Origin of the sequence: Marinobacter antarcticus (assembly GCF_900142385.1) — a bacterium.
In the GTDB taxonomy this organism is placed as follows: domain Bacteria; phylum Pseudomonadota; class Gammaproteobacteria; order Pseudomonadales; family Oleiphilaceae; genus Marinobacter; species Marinobacter antarcticus.
In genome coordinates this window covers 50,960-67,144 of record NZ_FRAQ01000004.1, presented here as the reverse complement: position 1 = coordinate 67,144, position 16,185 = coordinate 50,960, and the positions used below count along the sequence as shown (strand labels likewise).

General features: G+C 55.8%; 14 protein-coding genes. 7 read left to right on the top strand and 7 right to left on the bottom strand.

The features are described 5' to 3' along the window. Positions 1 to 98: 98 nt before the first annotated feature. Together mutS and fdxA are read left to right on the top strand one after the other, a co-directional pair. The gene (gene mutS, locus BUA49_RS15650; RefSeq protein ID WP_072799296.1) at positions 99 to 2,726 is read left to right on the top strand and encodes a DNA mismatch repair protein MutS; all 2,628 of its coding nucleotides are present in this window, start codon (positions 99 to 101) and stop codon (positions 2,724 to 2,726) included. Between the two features lie 146 nt (positions 2,727 to 2,872). Further along, a complete protein-coding gene (fdxA, locus tag BUA49_RS15645) occupies positions 2,873 to 3,196 on the top strand; it encodes a ferredoxin FdxA (protein ID WP_072799295.1) in 324 nt (107 codons plus the stop codon). Between the two features lie 91 nt (positions 3,197 to 3,287). On the opposite strand, the gene BUA49_RS15640 is transcribed toward fdxA, so the two are convergent. From BUA49_RS15640 to BUA49_RS15625, 4 genes are all read right to left on the bottom strand, one after another. Continuing rightward, positions 3,288 to 3,920, bottom strand: a complete 633-nt coding sequence (locus tag BUA49_RS15640; protein WP_072799293.1) for a LysE family translocator — start codon at positions 3,918 to 3,920, stop codon at positions 3,288 to 3,290. 37 nt (positions 3,921 to 3,957) lie between these two features. Continuing rightward, positions 3,958 to 4,992, bottom strand: coding sequence for a hypothetical protein (locus BUA49_RS15635; protein ID WP_072799291.1), 1,035 nt, complete (start codon positions 4,990 to 4,992; stop codon positions 3,958 to 3,960). A 158-nt stretch (positions 4,993 to 5,150) separates the two neighbouring features. After that, positions 5,151 to 5,981, bottom strand: a complete 831-nt coding sequence (locus BUA49_RS15630) for a metal-dependent hydrolase (RefSeq protein ID WP_072799289.1) — start codon at positions 5,979 to 5,981, stop codon at positions 5,151 to 5,153. A 152-nt stretch (positions 5,982 to 6,133) separates the two neighbouring features. Further along, a complete protein-coding gene (locus BUA49_RS15625; protein WP_072799287.1) occupies positions 6,134 to 7,762 on the bottom strand; it encodes an acyl-CoA synthetase in 1,629 nt (542 codons plus the stop codon). A gap of 257 nt (positions 7,763 to 8,019) precedes the next feature. On the opposite strand from BUA49_RS15625, the gene BUA49_RS17825 reads away from it, so the two are divergent. From BUA49_RS17825 to trpB, 4 genes are all read left to right on the top strand, one after another. Next, positions 8,020 to 8,169: a hypothetical protein gene (locus tag BUA49_RS17825; protein ID WP_175547602.1), complete on the top strand. Its 150-nt coding sequence runs from the start codon at positions 8,020 to 8,022 to the stop codon at positions 8,167 to 8,169. Further along, positions 8,166 to 8,972 (top strand): PhzF family phenazine biosynthesis protein, encoded by an 807-nt coding sequence (locus tag BUA49_RS15620; protein ID WP_072799286.1) that lies wholly within the window; start codon positions 8,166 to 8,168, stop codon positions 8,970 to 8,972. Before BUA49_RS17825 ends, BUA49_RS15620 begins: the two co-directional genes overlap by 4 nt. A 61-nt stretch (positions 8,973 to 9,033) precedes the next feature. Then, on the top strand, positions 9,034 to 10,227 hold the full coding sequence (locus BUA49_RS15615; protein ID WP_072799284.1) for a BaiN/RdsA family NAD(P)/FAD-dependent oxidoreductase: 1,194 nt from the start codon (positions 9,034 to 9,036) through the stop codon (positions 10,225 to 10,227). 99 nt (positions 10,228 to 10,326) lie between these two features. Next, complete coding sequence (gene trpB / locus BUA49_RS15610; protein WP_072799283.1) at positions 10,327 to 11,532, top strand: tryptophan synthase subunit beta; 1,206 nt, start codon at positions 10,327 to 10,329, stop codon at positions 11,530 to 11,532. Positions 11,533 to 11,626: 94 nt separating this feature from the next. Here trpB and BUA49_RS15605 read toward each other — a convergent pair whose 3' ends face one another. Together BUA49_RS15605 and BUA49_RS15600 are read right to left on the bottom strand one after the other, a co-directional pair. After that, positions 11,627 to 12,532, bottom strand: coding sequence for a universal stress protein (locus BUA49_RS15605; protein ID WP_072799281.1), 906 nt, complete (start codon positions 12,530 to 12,532; stop codon positions 11,627 to 11,629). Between the two features lies 1 nt (position 12,533). Then, complete coding sequence (locus BUA49_RS15600; RefSeq protein ID WP_072799279.1) at positions 12,534 to 14,021, bottom strand: SulP family inorganic anion transporter; 1,488 nt, start codon at positions 14,019 to 14,021, stop codon at positions 12,534 to 12,536. A gap of 187 nt (positions 14,022 to 14,208) precedes the next feature. Here BUA49_RS15600 and BUA49_RS15595 point away from each other — a divergent pair, with 187 nt between their 5' ends. Then, complete coding sequence (locus BUA49_RS15595; protein WP_072799278.1) at positions 14,209 to 15,489, top strand: MgtC/SapB family protein; 1,281 nt, start codon at positions 14,209 to 14,211, stop codon at positions 15,487 to 15,489. An 11-nt stretch (positions 15,490 to 15,500) separates the two neighbouring features. Here BUA49_RS15595 and alkB read toward each other — a convergent pair whose 3' ends face one another. Then, positions 15,501 to 16,151, bottom strand: coding sequence for a DNA oxidative demethylase AlkB (gene alkB / locus BUA49_RS15590; protein ID WP_072799528.1), 651 nt, complete (start codon positions 16,149 to 16,151; stop codon positions 15,501 to 15,503). Positions 16,152 to 16,185 lie beyond the last annotated feature (34 nt).

The window sequence follows — 16,185 nt, the reverse complement described above, 5'->3', positions numbered from 1 at the left end:
TGGATTCGGAGTCTGAAAACGAGTCGGATTTCATCTGGCAGGAGTTAGAAATAAAAGGTGCAGTTTGCCCCACCGTTGCCCCAAGCGATTGAGGAAGTATGCAGAAAACCAGTAATGAAGCGCCCTCCAGCGGATTATCCAAGCACACCCCGATGATGCAGCAATACCTCAAAATCAAGGGTCAGCACCCGGATGAGCTGGTGTTCTACCGCATGGGTGATTTTTACGAGCTGTTCTATGACGACGCCAAAAAAGCGGCAGAGCTGATGGACATAACGCTCACTGCCCGGGGCCAGTCCGGCGGCAACCCGATTCCCATGGCGGGCATACCGTTTCATGCATCCGAAGGGTACATTGCACGGCTGGTCAGAGCAGGTCAATCCATCGCCATCTGTGAACAAATCGGTGACCCGGCAACCAGCAAGGGGCCGGTTGATCGCCAAGTGGTCAGAATCGTTACCCCCGGAACCTTGAGTGATGACGCCTATCTGGAAGATCGCCGCGACAACCTGCTGGCCGCCATATTCCATCACCGCGAGCAGTTCGGCTTTGCATCACTGGACATCTCCAGCGGTCGATTTGTGGTTTCAGAACTGGACAACCTGGAAGCCCTGCAGGGAGAGCTTCAGCGCTTGCGCCCCGCGGAGATACTCATCAGTGAGGACTTCCCGTTTCAAGAGGTGCTTGCAGGCCTTACCGGCGTTCGCCGTCAGGGGCCCTGGCTGTTTGAATCCGATACAGCCCTCCGTGTCATTACTCAGCAACTACAGGTTCGCGACCTCACCGGTTTTGGCTGTGAAGATCTCAGCCTGGCTATTTGTGCAGCCGGCTGCCTGTTGCAGTATGCAAAAGAAACCCAGCGTACCGCCCTGCCCCACATCCGCAAGCTGACCCGGGAGCGCCGGGACGAAGCGGTCATTCTGGACGCTACCAGTCGTCGGAACCTGGAAATTGACGTCAACCTCATGGGTGGTCACCAGCACACTCTAGCCTGGGTGATGGACAGAACCGCAACATCCATGGGCGGCCGGGAGCTAAGACGCTGGCTGAACCGGCCACTGCGGGACGTGAACGTGGTACAGCTGCGACAGCAAGCGGTATCCGCACTGCTTGAGGGCTTCTATTACGAGCCAGTACACAACCTGCTCAAAGCCGTGGGCGACATTGAGCGTGTGCTGGCACGTGTGGCACTGCGTTCGGCCCGCCCCAGAGATCTGGCTCGTCTGCGAGATGCCTTTCTGGCCCTGCCGGAGCTGCAGGAAACACTGAAGCCGGTTAACTCCCACCACATTGTCAAGCTGGCCACGGTGATTGGCGAATACCCCGAACTGGCAGACATTCTGGAGCGCGCGGTTATCGATAACCCCCCGGTTGTGATCCGGGAAGGCGGCGTAATCCGCGAGGGCTTCGACGAAGAGCTGGACGAACTGCGTAACATCAGTGAAAACGCCGGCCAATACCTGCTGGACGTGGAAACCCGGGAACGTGAGCGCACCGGCATCAGCACCTTGAAAGTGGGCTACAACCGGGTGCACGGCTACTACATTGAAATCAGCCGTGCTCAGTCCGCTCAGGCACCGGTGGATTACATTCGCCGCCAGACCCTGAAAAATGCAGAGCGGTTTATCACACCGGAACTGAAAGTATTCGAAGACAAGGCCCTGAGCGCCAAAAGCCGGGCCTTGGCCAGAGAGAAAGCGCTTTACGATGAAGTACTGGAAACCGTGGCGGAACAGCTCGCGCCGTTGCAGGATGCCGCTCAGGCGTTGGCAGAGCTGGATGTCATCAGCAACTTTGCCGAGCGTGCCACCACGTTGCGCTTTGCCGCACCAGAGTTCCGTGATTCTCCGGGGTTCGAAATTGAAGATGGCCGGCACCCGGTCGTCGAGCAGCTTCTTGATGAACCTTTCGTGCCCAACAACCTGCTGATGGATACCCAGCGTCGGATGCTGGTTATTACTGGCCCGAACATGGGCGGCAAGTCCACTTATATGCGCCAGGCAGCTCTTATTGCCCTGTTGGCCTACACCGGAAGCTTCGTGCCAGCCAACCGCGCGGTACTGGGGCCGGTGGATCGAATTTTCACTCGCATGGGCTCGTCAGATGACATTGCCGGTGGGCGCTCTACCTTCATGGTGGAAATGACCGAGACCGCCAACATTCTGCACAACGCCACCGAGTTCAGCCTGGTTCTGATGGACGAAGTGGGCCGCGGCACCAGCACGTTCGATGGTTTGTCCCTCGCCTGGGCCACGGCAGAGCATCTGGCAAAAGAGATTCGCTGCTATACCCTGTTTGCCACGCACTATTTTGAGCTCACGCAACTGGCGGACGACCTTGAGCACGCGGTCAACGTGCACCTGACCGCAACCGAGCACGACGACAGCATTGTGTTCCTGCACAACGTGCACGAAGGCCCGGCCAGCCAGAGCTACGGTCTGCAGGTGGCCAAACTGGCCGGCGTACCCCAGAGCGTGATCGGCAACGCTAAAGCACAGCTAAAACTGCTGGAAGGTAGCGCAGTGCCCGCAGCGACCAAGCCCACGGTGGCTGAGGCTGGCCATAGACCTCCGGCGGCCAGCCAGACTGTCTACCAAGGTGATATGTTTGCAAACGCAGAGCCCAGCGCCGTGGAAGAAGCTCTGCAGGATCTTGATCTGGACGGATTATCACCCAGAGAAGCAATGAACCGGCTTTACGAACTGAAGGAATTGCTGAAAAACTGATGAGAAGTTGATCTGGGTAATAAGGTTATAGCAGCCTAACGCTTGCGGCTGTGCGGGCTGCTCCCTACAATATCGCCCATCAAATATAACCATGGAGCTGACAACCAGCTCCGGATGAGATTGACCACTGGACCAGGGATCTGATTATGGCGTTTATCGTTACCGATAACTGCATCAAGTGCAAATACACAGACTGCGTGGAAGTGTGCCCGGTAGACTGCTTCTACGAAGGGCCCAACTTTCTGGTAATCGATCCGGACGAGTGTATCGACTGTGCGCTGTGTGAGCCAGAGTGCCCGGCCGAAGCGATTTTCTCGGAAGACGAACTCCCTGCAGATCAGGCCCAGTTTGTAGAACTCAACGCCGATCTGGCGGGCAAGTGGCCCAACATCACCGAGAAGAAAGATCCACTACCGGAAGCCGAAGAGTGGGATGGTAAGCCCAACAAGCTTCAATATCTAGAGAAGTGAGTCCAGCGCGGTTGAGCGCTACCGTCTGAATCAAAAAAAGGGAAGCCGACACCGGCTTCCCTTTTTATTTGTATGCTCCCTGACTCCCCGGTCAATTGACTGCGAGCTTGGCTCCCATTGCAATAAAGAACCCTCCGGTCAGCCCATTGAGCAGCCGCTTAACCCGAACACCAACACCTACGCCCCGGAAACGCACAACCATCCACGCCAACCCGCACTGCCAGAACATCGCCAGTAGAAAATGCACGCCGGCCAGCATCAGCGACTGCAGGAAAGCACTCCCTGAAGGGTCCACAAACTGAGGCAACAGAGCCATATAAAACAGAGCAGTTTTCGGATTGAGCACATTGGAGAGCAGGCCTTCACGAAACGACACCGTTAAAGGAACACAGCGGCGCGCAACCGAAGGCGATTCCGGGCTGAGAGCGGGCCCGCGATTTATAGCCTGCCTCAGCGAACCAAGACCAAGCCAGATCAGATAACAGGCCCCGGCCCACTTCAGCGCGGAGAATGCCCAAGCCGTTTCTAGCAAAAGGAGGGAGATGCCCAGAGCCGAGAGAGTGGCGTGAATAAACAGGCCACTGCAAATACCTGCGCTGGTCACACAGCCATCCCGAAAGCCCCCGCGACCGGCGTTGCGCATAACCAGAAGTGTATCCACACCCGGCGTTACGGTCAGCAAACTTATTGCAATCAGGTAGGCCCAAAACAGATCAGTAAACAAACAGACCTCCGTATCTTTTAATGCAGAAGACTGAAGGCTATGACTCCTGCTCAAGAATTTTGCGTGCCGCTGCGGAGCTGTAGAAAGCTGACAGTCGCCGACGCACAAGCGCCTCAACATAACCCTCTTCCCGAAGCACGTCTATAACCGGAATAGCCCAGGCGTCTACCTCTGTCATGATTACCTCACGGGTAACCCCAACGTCGCCGAGCAGGTCGGTGAGCGGCCGATCGCCATATTTTACGAACAGGTGCGCAACCACGGCCCGGGTACAACCCTCAAAGTAGGCAGTTTTCCGGAACTGCAGCCAGAACTCATAGCCCAGCACCACAAACTCCTGCAGCTGAACGTCGCCCAGCCCTTCATGCAAATCCGCAAGCGTTCGGTCCTCCATGGCAACCCAGGCCGCCATAACCGTATCCCTCACCTCATCATCGGAGAGTGCCTTTTGCAGGAACAGCTCACTGCGGTTAATCAGCCCTGGCAGGCTGTCTGAAAGCCAGGCTTTTAGCCGGCGCTCAAACGTTTCGTCCAGCCCGGGTACCGCCTTGTTCGCCATACGCTTGCCAAACTTCATCATGGAACCGACACCGGGTACCGACTTTGTAATCAGGTTGTCTTCATAGAGGTAATTGACTACCCCCTGATACACCATATTTGAGACCAGTTCCTGATAGACCGGGTGCGCCATAATTTCACTGATCACCCGCTCGCGCTGCTGCCTCAACTCAAGCATTTCTTCCACGAAGCCGGTGGCCTGCTCCCGGGTGATAATGTCTCCCAGTGCTGTCTTTTCCTGAACCGGTGCATTCAGCACTTCAGTGGCCATTTCACCCGCCAGCTCCGGAACTCCCGCGTCCAGTTCCATATTCACAACGACACGCTGAATGATATCCATCACCTGGTTTTCCGAGGCGATGCGGTTCAGTGTGACTTCACCTGCGAGATCAAGAATCTCACTGACCTCCTGCTTAAGGAACTTGCGAAGCTTTGCGCCTTTCAGCGAAGCAACCTCATGCTTCACATGCAGTTCAAGCAGTTGACTGCCTGGATCGATCTTGTCTCTGGTCATGATATTGGCGGCCCTGTCGATATGATGCAAAACGATTGGAATTATACGCGATACGACGAGGCTAACATGGAGGCTGCCTAGGCAAGTTTGCCAGAATTACGTTGGGTTCGCTGCGCACGGGCCAGTTCGATCGCCTCGGGCTGAGCCTGAGTTTCTGTTCAGGTCAGGCTGCCAGCCTCCAGTTCCCGGAGATTTTTTTCCAGCAGCGCCCTGTTGTCCTGATGCCAGGGGTGGAAGTCCTTTCGAAAATACGCCAGAAACCCAGGCAGACACTTCCGCAGAATGCCGGGCTTACCCCACAAGAAGCTGAGCCCGCCCATCCAGGTGCGAAGGCTCCAGAGCCTACCGTCAGTTTTCAGCAGGCTGCAGGTATTCAGGAAGGTGTACTTGAAGAAGTTCCAGGTCACAAACAGAAAAATAATCCGTCGCAGGCGCTCGTTACCAACGCACTCCCGGTAAACATCAAACGCCACCGATTTGTGCTCGGTTTCTTCGATAGCATGCCAGCGCCAGAGCTCTGCCATGACAGGCTTGGCACCAGCCAGCCATTCGGGGTTGCTCAGAATGGCATTGGCCAGCACTGCAGTGTAATGCTCGGCGCCGCAAGTGCCCGCCAGTTGCCGGCTGGGCGACAGCTTTCCAACCCACTCCATGTGCTTGCGAAAACGGCGATCCAGCCCGACGATGTCATAACCCCGTGCTTTCAAGGCCTCGTTGTAGGCTTTATGTTCACGACTGTGCAAAGCTTCCTGGCCGATAAAGCCGCGAATCTCGGCTTTCAGTTTCGGGTCTTCAATCTTGCCCTGGTAGAGCCGCACCGCGTTTATAAACTGCTGTTCACCGTCCGGGAACTGAAGCGATAACGCATTGAAGAACGCTGTCCGGAACGCATCATCGCCGTGCCAGAGCGTTTTCAGATCTTCGCTGACATCAAAGTGCAGGTGCCGTGGCTGAACGGACACCCCCTCGGGAGTGGAGCTGAGAGTCATGACTGCCTCCTTTTTTATTATGGTGTGATCAGCCGTCCCAATCGGACAAAAACTCATCACTTCAGGCAGTTTAAACCTGAATTCCCAAATAAAGGAAGAGGCCTGACACCACAATCGGACAGATTGTCACGAAATGACATTCTGTCAGCAAGTTACTCCAGAGCTTTGGCCTGATCTCTGAGCACAAACTTCTGGATCTTGCCTGTCGATGTCTTGGGCAATTCAGAGAAAACAACGGTCTTGGGCACCTTGAAACGCGCCAGGTGTCCGCGACAGAAATTGATAATATCTTCTTCGCTCACATCCCCCGCTTCTGGCTTCAGCGTTACAAAGGCACAGGGCGTTTCGCCCCACTTTTCATCCGGTCGCGCCACCACCGCAGCCTCCAGAACGGCTGGATGCCGGTAGAGCACATCCTCAACCTCAATGGTGGAAATGTTCTCGCCACCGGAAATAATGATGTCCTTCAGGCGATCTTTGATTTCCATGTAGCCATCCTCGTGCCACACAGCCAAATCACCAGTGTGGAACCAGCCGCCGCGGAACGCCTCCTCAGTGGCTTTCGGATTCTTCAGGTAGCCTTTCATAACTGTATTACCACGCAGGAAGATCTCGCCGATGGTTTTACCATCTTTGGGAACCGCTTCCATTGTGTTGATGTCACCCACCATGGTGCCGGCAAGCGTATGGTAACGCACGCCCTGGCGGGCTTTAATCTTCGCACGGTCATGCAGCGGCAACTCGTCCCATTCGGACTTCCACGCGCAAACCGTTACCGGGCCATAGACCTCCGTCAGGCCGTATACGTGAGTCACCTTAATGCCCATTTCCTCGACGGCACCAATCACCTGAGCCGGAGGCGCCGCACCCGCGGTCATGGAGCGGACTTCGTGGTCAATACCTGCTTTGGCCTCAGGCGGCACATTCAGCAGTGCGTTCAGCACAATGGGCGCACCACACATGTGGGTAACCTGGTGTTCTTTGATCAGCTGAAGGATCTTTACCGGGTCTACCCGGCGCAGACACACGTGGGTGCCCGCCATGGCGGTAATCGTCCAGGGGAAGCACCAGCCATTGCAGTGGAACATCGGCAACGTCCACAGATACACAGGGTGCATGCCCATCGACCACACTGCCTGGTTACCCAGCGCGTTGATATAAGCGCCGCGATGGTGATACACCACGCCTTTGGGGTTGCCGGTGGTTCCGGAAGTGTAGTTCAGCGATATGGCATCCCACTCACTTTCCGGGAAGCTCCACTGAAACTGCGGATCACCTTCTTTCAGAAATGCTTCGTAGTCCAGGTCGCTGACCTGAACACCCTCGCCGTATTCCGGGTCGTCCACATCGATGATCAGCGGCTTGTTTTCCATACGGCTGACAGCATCGCGAATCACCGCACCGAATTCACGATCTGCGATCACAGCCTTGGACTCACCGTGCTCAAGCATGAAGGCAATGGCTTCTGCATCCAGGCGTATATTCAATGCATTCAAGACTGCGCCAATCATGGGCACACCGAAATGACACTCCACCATGGCCGGAATATTGGGCAACATGGCGGCTACCGTATCGCCTTGGCCAATGCCACGACCTTTCAAGGCCGAAGCCAAGCGCCGTGAGCGATCATAAGTCTGAGACCAGTTGTATCGGATGGCCCCGTGAATGATGGAGGGATACTCGGGGTAAACACTGGCGGTACGCTCAATAAAATCAATCGGGGATTGAACGGCGTAGTTAGCATCAACGGGGGCAAGGCCCTGATCGAAGATTGAGGTCATTGGGTGGTCCTCTGTGCAGGCCTGTTATTCTTGTGGCCTATTCGGAAAAATCGCTGGAGTTACTGTACTTTCGTCTAGTCGGGATAGTATTAAATTGGGCCGTTTCGAGAAATTACACTAACGTACTATTAAGCAAAGACTATACACCAATCTTGTTGACTTGCTCCTCATGGACAAGCGCGCCAAGCCTGGCGATTGCCTGGTAGATACGCTCGCTCCAGGGGTTGCCGCCGTTCAGCCGCAAGCAGGACTCGAACTTGTCTGAAATCGAAGACAAGCACTGGGTAGTTACACACCATAACCTGCTACCCGAGCTGCACTTATACAGTGAGCGTGAGCTGGCACAGTTTGCCAGCTACAAAGCCCACCACTACGCTAAGCGTTTGCTCCCGGAGAACAGAACATGAGTTATCCCATCTATCAGATAGACGCTTTTACCAGCGAGCTTTTCAAGGGTAATCCGGCCGCTGTCATGCCACTGAAAGCATGGCTTCCGGATGAGACACTTCAGGCACTGGCCGCCGAGAACAACCTGTCGGAGACGGCGTTTTTTGTGCACGAACCCGGCGCCGATGACTCGGACTTTCACATACGTTGGTTCACTCCCCGTATCGAGGTGCCTCTTTGCGGGCATGCCACTCTGGCCAGCGCCTGGGTTATTTTCAATAAGTTGAATTGGCCTGCGGAGCACATTCGTTTTCACTCCAAAAGCGGTCCACTGGGTATCCACAAAGCTCCGGACGACTGGCTGGTTCTGGATTTTCCCAACCTTCCTGTCGAGGAGCGAGAAACACCGGCGAATATAAGTGGCGCCCTTGAAGGCGCACCCGCGACTGCCTTCTACGTTCCCGGCGACTCCAACTACATGGTCGTTCTGGAAAATGAGACCGCCGTGAAAGCAGCGCAACCGGATATGCGTATGCTAAAAGAACTCGACAATCTGGGTTTGATCATCACCGCACCTGGCGAGACTGCCGACTTTGTTAGCCGTTACTTCGCCCCCGGCGCGGGGCTTGATGAAGACCCGGTAACCGGCTCGATTCACAGTGTGCTGGTGCCCTACTGGGCAGAAAAGCTCGGCAAAACCATTCTCGAGGCAAGGCAACTCTCAGCTCGTGGCGGTTTTTTACGCTGTGAATTGAAGGGCGATCGTGTCGCTATCGCGGGGCAAGCCGCGTTCTATATGGAAGGAACTGTTCACATGGATTGAACCGTAACCTTGTCCTGAGGCTGGTATACTGCGCACCACATAAACCAACCGGCAGGCAGCAATGACGGCAAGCTCCAGCAACCAGTACGATGTGATCATTATCGGTGCCGGCGCCGCAGGCCTGATGTGCGCAGCCACAGCAGGCTATCGTGGTCGCAAGGTGCTGGTACTCGATCACGCCAACAAACCCGGTAAAAAAATTCTCATGTCCGGTGGCGGGCGCTGTAATTTCATCAATCTCAACAGCACGCCTGCCAACTTTCTATCAGACAACCCACGTTTCTGCATCTCAGCGCTAAAACGCTATACCCCGCAGCATTTTCTGGATCTTGTGGAGCGTCACGGCATAGAACACGAAGAGAAAGCAGCCGGCCAGTTGTTCTGCAAGGACAGCGCAAAAGACATAGTCACCATGCTGCTGACCGAATGCGAATGGGCCGGTGCCGAAATCCGCATGAAAACCAGCGTGAAAGGCATTGCCCAGGAGGCCGAACACTACCGTGTAAAAACCGGCTCAGGCACTTTGCTCTGTGAATCCCTGGTTATCGCCTGCGGAGGGCTATCCATCCCGACCATGGGTGCCACAGGATTCGGGTACGAGATTGCCCGGCAGTTCGGGCTTACGGTTCTGCCTACCCGGGCAGGGCTTGTGCCCTTCACGCTGCACCCGGAGTTGAAACAGCAACTGGCACCTCTCTCAGGCGTGAGTTGCCCGGTGGATGCAGCCTGTAATAATCAACATTTCCGTGAACCCATGCTGGTCACACACCGGGGCCTGAGCGGACCGTCGATGCTACAGATCTCCAGCTTCTGGCATCCCGGCGATCCGCTGAGGATCAACCTGCTACCAGAGCGCAATATCCGTGAAGATCTTGCTTCCCTGCGCAAACAAAAGCCGCAATCAACCGTTGCCCAGTACCTGGCCCAGCACCTGCCCAAGCGTTTTGCGCAGGCCTTCAACGAGCTATACGGCTGGCAAGGCCCTCTTCAGGCCTACAAGAATATCGATCTTGAGCAGATTGCGGACACACTGGGGCAGTGGACAGTCAAGCCAGCGGGAACAGAAGGGTATCGCACAGCTGAAGTAACTCTGGGCGGTGTAGACACCCGCCAGCTTTCATCAAAAACCATGGCAGCACTCGATCATCCGAACCTGTACTTTATTGGCGAGGTTGTGGACGTAACAGGCCACCTGGGCGGGCATAACTTTAATTGGGCCTGGGCTTCAGGGGTGGCTGCGGGGCAGTCAGCCTGATTTGAAAGGCACAACTCATTCCCCCAGGTTCTATCAGCATTGAGCGACCCCGAACGGAGCGCTATCATTACTCCATAATTTCGAGCGAGACACTATTTTATGAGCACACCTTCCCCCTATGACAACCTGCCCGATGCACAGGGTTTTTTTGGTAAATTCGGAGGGCAGTTTGTGCCGCCGGAAATGAAGCAGGTAATGGATGAAATCAGCGCCGCCTATCAGGAAATCCGCCAGCGTAAGGATTTTCAGGATGAACTGAATTACTTGCTAGCAGACTATGTGGGTCGCCCCAGCCCGATTTTCTACGCGCGCCGTCTGTCCGAAAAGCTCGGAGGAGCGCGCATCTATCTGAAACGGGAGGACCTTAACCACACCGGTGCTCACAAGATCAATCACTGCCTGGGTGAAGCCTTGCTGGCGAAGTTCATGGGCAAGACCAAAGTCATTGCGGAGACTGGCGCGGGCCAGCACGGTGTCGCCTTGGCAACGGCTTGCGCTCTGGTGGGCATTCCCTGCGAGATCCATATGGGTACGGTGGATATCGCCAAAGAACACCCGAACGTGACCAAGATGAAAATCCTGGGCGCCACGCTGGTTCCGGTTACTCGCGGTACCGCCACCCTCAAAGACGCCGTCGACAGCGCCTTTGATGAGTACCTGAAAGATCCGCAGAATTTCATCTACGCCATTGGCTCCGTTGTTGGCCCGCATCCCTTCCCGGGGATGGTTCGCGACTTTCAGTCGGTTGTTGGTCGCGAAGCCCGCGCGCAGTTTATGGAGCGTTACAAGAAGCTTCCGGATTACGTAGCTGCCTGCGTGGGTGGCGGTTCCAATGCCATGGGCATTTTCACGGCGTTCCTGAATGATGAAAGCGTCAAGCTGGTAGGTGTAGAGCCGGCCGGTGAAGGCCTGGATACAGATCGCCACGCAGCAACCATGACACTGGGCAAGCCCGGTCAGATACACGGCATGGCCTGCTATGTGCTCGAAGATAGCGAAGGTAACCCAATGCCTGTGCACTCCATTGCTTCCGGGCTGGACTACCCTGGCAGTGGCCCACAGCACAGCCATCTGAAAGACCTGGGCCGTGTGGAGTACGCCAGCGCCAATGACAACGAGTGTCTGGATGCGTTTATGATGCTGTCGCGGGTGGAAGGCATCATTCCTGCGCTGGAAAGCGCTCACGCGGTGGCTTGGGCCATACGCGAGGCTCCAAAGCTATCGCAGGAGCAGTCCATTCTGATCAACCTTTCAGGCCGTGGGGATAAAGACGCCGACTACGTGGCAGAAAAACTGGGGCTGTAAGCGCCTGTCGCAGACACAAAAAAGGCGAAGCCGCATAACGGCTTCGCCTTTTTTGTGTCTGGCTTTTCCAAGGTCTCAACTGTCTGGCCAAAACCTAGCGCAGAATCACCAGCGGCTTTTTAGCCGACGTCAGCATACTGGTGGTCGTGCTGCCCAACAAAAAGCGGCGTATTTTCGAGTGGCCGTAAGCGCCCATCACCAGAATATCGATATTGAACTCATCCTGATAACCATGCAGCACCGACTCTACAACACCGCTACGGATGGCCAGTGTAATGTCGGACTCCAAAGGAGCCAGCATAGCCTCGGCTTTGCGCAGCTGGGCCATGGCTTCAGGCGTTTCATTGCCCACCATCACCAGATGCAGCGGCATGCCTTTGAGTACCGGGCTGGCAGCCAGGTGCTCAACTCCACGAAACGCTGTTGCGCTGCCATCGAAAGCCAGCATGGAGCTTTTGGGCGCTGAAAACTCATTCGGCACCAGAAGAATCGGGCGGCTCATACTGCGGATGACGGTTTCCAGCTGGCTGCCAATGTGTTGATCACGGTCTGAACTGCTTTCGCCGTGCAGCCCCATTACCAGCAGACGGACCTGTTCCTGCATGCCCAGCAGCGATTCGGTCAGATCGCCGTGACGCTGACGTTTTTTGATCTCGCTGATACCGACTGTCTGCAACCTTTGCGCCGCCTCGTCCAGCATATGATTACCGTGTTCCAGCGCCAGTTTGGCCCGCTTGCGATCCAGTTGAGCCAGTTCATCCAACAGATGCTCGCGACTACCCAGGCCAATGTTCCCGGCCAGATCCGGCTCTGACGGATAACGCTCTTCGTCGAGCACGTGCAGCAGAGTCAACGGTGAATCCATATGCTTACTGGCCCAGGCGGCGTAATCACATACCGCCGGTGCAGCGCTGGAGCCGTCAATGCAGGCCACAACGTGCAGCGTATCCTGCCGATTGGACTGAGGAGTGGCTTGGGGGTTCTCTGTCGTGTCTTGCATATTAATGGCCTATCAACTGGTCGACGCCTTCCGGCTTGTCGTGTACTCCAAAACGGTCAACGATGGTGGCGCTGGCCTGGTTCATGCCGATCACTTCCACCTCCGCACCCTCACGGCGGAACTTGATCACCACCTTATCCAGCGCACCCACGGCAGTAATGTCCCAGAAGTGGGCGCGGCTGACGTCGATAACCACTTTATCGACCACTTCACGGAAATCAAACGCTGCAACGAATTTTTCCGATGAACTGAAAAATACCTGCCCCATCACGGTGTAAGTGCGCGTGCCCGATGACTCGTCCAGCGTTGTCTGTACTTCCATAAAGTGCCCGATCTTGTTGGCAAAGAACAGCGCTGCAAGAAGTACACCGGCAAACACGCCCAGCGCCAGGTTATGAGTCACAACAACAACGCACACAGTGACCAACATCACAATGTTGGTAGAAAGCGGATGGGTTTTCAGGTTGCGAATGGATTCCCAGGAGAAGGTGCCAATGGACACCATAATCATCACAGCCACCAGAGCGGCCATGGGAATGCGCACCAGAATATCGTCCAGGACAAGTATCATAACCAGCAGGAACACACCGGCCGTTAGCGTGGAAAGCCGGGTGCGGCCACCTGACTTGATATTGATAATCGACTGACCAATCATTGCGCAACCGGCCATACCCCCAAGCAGTCCAGACCCGATGTTGGCAATCCCCTGTCCTCGGCACTCGCGATTACGGTCACTTTCGGTATCGGTCAGATCATCCACGATGGTGGCGGTCATCATGGATTCCAGCAAGCCGACCATGGCCAGCGGAATGGCATACGGCAGAATAATCATCAGGGTTTCGAGGTTTAGCGGCACATCCGGCCAGAGAAAGATCGGCAGAGTGTCGGGCAATGCACCCATATCGCCCACGGTACGCACGTCTATATTGAACAGCACCGCCACAATAGTCAGTGCCACGATGCAAATCAGCGGCGATGGCAGCACCTTGCCCAGCACCGGTACATAAGGGAACAGGTAAATTATACCCAACCCGGCTGCAGTCATTGCGTAAACGTGCCAGGTTACGTTGGTAAGCTCAGGCAACTGGGCCATAAAGATCAGGATTGCCAGAGCATTCACGAAGCCTGTAACCACCGAGCGAGATACAAAGCGCATCAGGCTACCCAGCTTCAGCCAGCCAGCCACAACCTGAATCACCCCGGTTAACAGCGTGGCGGCCAACAGGTATTCCAGGCCGTGCTCCTTTACCAGCGTCACCATCAGCAACGCCATAGCGCCAGTTGCCGCAGAGATCATGCCCGGGCGACCGCCTACAAACGCAATGATCACGGCGATACAGAATGAGGCGTAGAGCCCTACCTTGGGGTCCACTCCGGCGATGATAGAGAAAGCAATCGCTTCCGGAATTAATGCGAGAGCAACCACAATTCCGGCGAGCAGGTCGCCCTTGGTGTTGGAAAACCAGTTGGCTTTCAGAGTATTTACCATAGTTTCGGGTACCCGGGTGGCGGCGCTGTTTAATGAAAATCGGATTGCCGAGACTGGAGAGACGGCAAAATAAAGGGCGCGTATTCTATCAAAATACCGGTGCCGGCGTAAGGGCGCCTGTCCTCGCCGCCTTGCTGGCTGCTATTATTCAAGCCTCGCTGAAGATCAAAAGGAGTTTCGCCCGTTTATGGACGATGTTGCATCCCAGTTTCTGGCCGCTCACCAGACTACGCTGAATCTTGCTGTCGCTCTCCTGCTTGGCGCCATCATTGGCCTTGAAAGAGGCTGGGACGCCCGCGAACAAAAATCCGGAGAGCGCATAGCCGGCATTCGCACGTTTTCCCTTATTGGTCTTCTGGGAGGCATTTCTGCCGTTCTGGCACAGGAAATCACCGCTTGGGCGTTTCCGGTTCTGTTACTGAGCGTCGTCGCCATGGCGATCGTGGGCTACAGCGAACGGCTTGATCATATCCGCAACTTCAGCATTACCGGCATGGTTGGCATGGTGCTGACGTTCTGTTTCGGCGCCATTGCGGTAGCCGTCGATCCGGTGATGGCGACCACCGCTGCAGTGATTACCGCCATTATTCTGGACAACAAGGAAGAAATTCACGGCTGGGTGCACAAACTCAAAGCCCACGAGCTGGATGCGGCGCTCAAACTGCTTGTTATTTCCGTGGTGATGCTGCCGTTACTACCCAACGAGCCAATGGGCCCAGGTGGCGTCCTCAACCCTCGCGAAATCTGGTGGATGGTGGTGATGATCGCGTCCATATCCTTCGTTGGATATTTCGCTATGCGGATGGCCGGCACCAGCAAGGGTATTCTCTTCACCAGCCTGTTTGCGGGCCTGAGCTCCTCCACCGCACTGACCCTGCATTTTGCCCGCCAGGCCGATCAGCATCCCGCCCTGAACGCACAGTTTGCCACCGGCATCCTGATTGCCTGTGGCACCATGTTCCCGCGCATACTGGTGTACTGTTTCGTGATCAACCGCGAATTGCTGTCGAGCCTGATCTGGCCAGTAGTGGTGATGGCGATGCTGCTTTACGCACCGGCCATTCTTATTTGGCGCAGGAACTCCGGAACAAGTCAGGTAAGCCAACCGACGCTTAACCAGAACCCACTGGATCTGAAATCGGCTCTGGTCTTCGGCATACTGCTGACTGCCATTCTGCTTCTTGGTGACTTTCTGAAAAACTGGCTGGGGGATACCGGCATTTATATGCTGGCTGCTACATCGGGCATTGCAGACGTTGATGCGATTACTCTGTCGCTTACCCGCATGTCCAACAATGGCCTGGCGATGGATGCGGCGGTTATGGGTATCGTTATTGCGGCCGCCACTAATAACCTCGTCAAGTCCGGCATGGCCTGGGTGATTGGTAACCGACAAACAGGGCTCTATGTGGCGGGGCCTATGCTGCTGTCGCTGGGTGCGGGGCTTCTGGTGGCCTGGCTTCAATAGTCGCGCAACCGCTAACGGGCGCAACGAAAAGTCAGGTTGAAACGGAAAGGGCCGGTCACTGGGTGCATTCCAGCCTTCAGTGTGAGCACCCCGTGGTAGCGTAATCGTGAAGGCCCACCCCAGACCACCACATCGCCGTGGCCCAAAGGGATGTTCAGTGGGCGCTCGCTTCGCGTCAGTCCGCCGAACTGGAACACCTGAGGCAACCCCAGAGATACCGATACGATCGGCTGCGACAGATCTCTCTCATTTTTATCCTGATGCAGCCCCATTTTTGCGCCGGGTTCGTAGCGGTTAATGAGGCAGGCGTCCGGGGTGAAATCCGGATATCCCGCTGCCAGTGCAGCCGACCTTGCCAAACCGGCGAAAACGGAAGGCATCGCCGGCCAGAGGTCGCCGGAACAGGGATCTTCAGCCTGATAGCGATATCCTCGACCATCGGTCACCCAACCCCAGCTTCCACAACAACTCATGGCGACAGACATGCGGTGCCCGCCGGGTGTTTTCATGTGCCTCGCGGGGGCAGCTGCCGTTATCTGCCCGATCTCACGCAGCAGATCCTCACACACGGCCGATGCGAAATGCCGAAGCACAAGCGCACCCTCCGACAGCGTTTCGGTCGTTATTTCAACAGGCTGATCAGCAAACAGATCGGGTGTCATAGCGCGTACTTTTAACACGAAAAACCTGCAAACT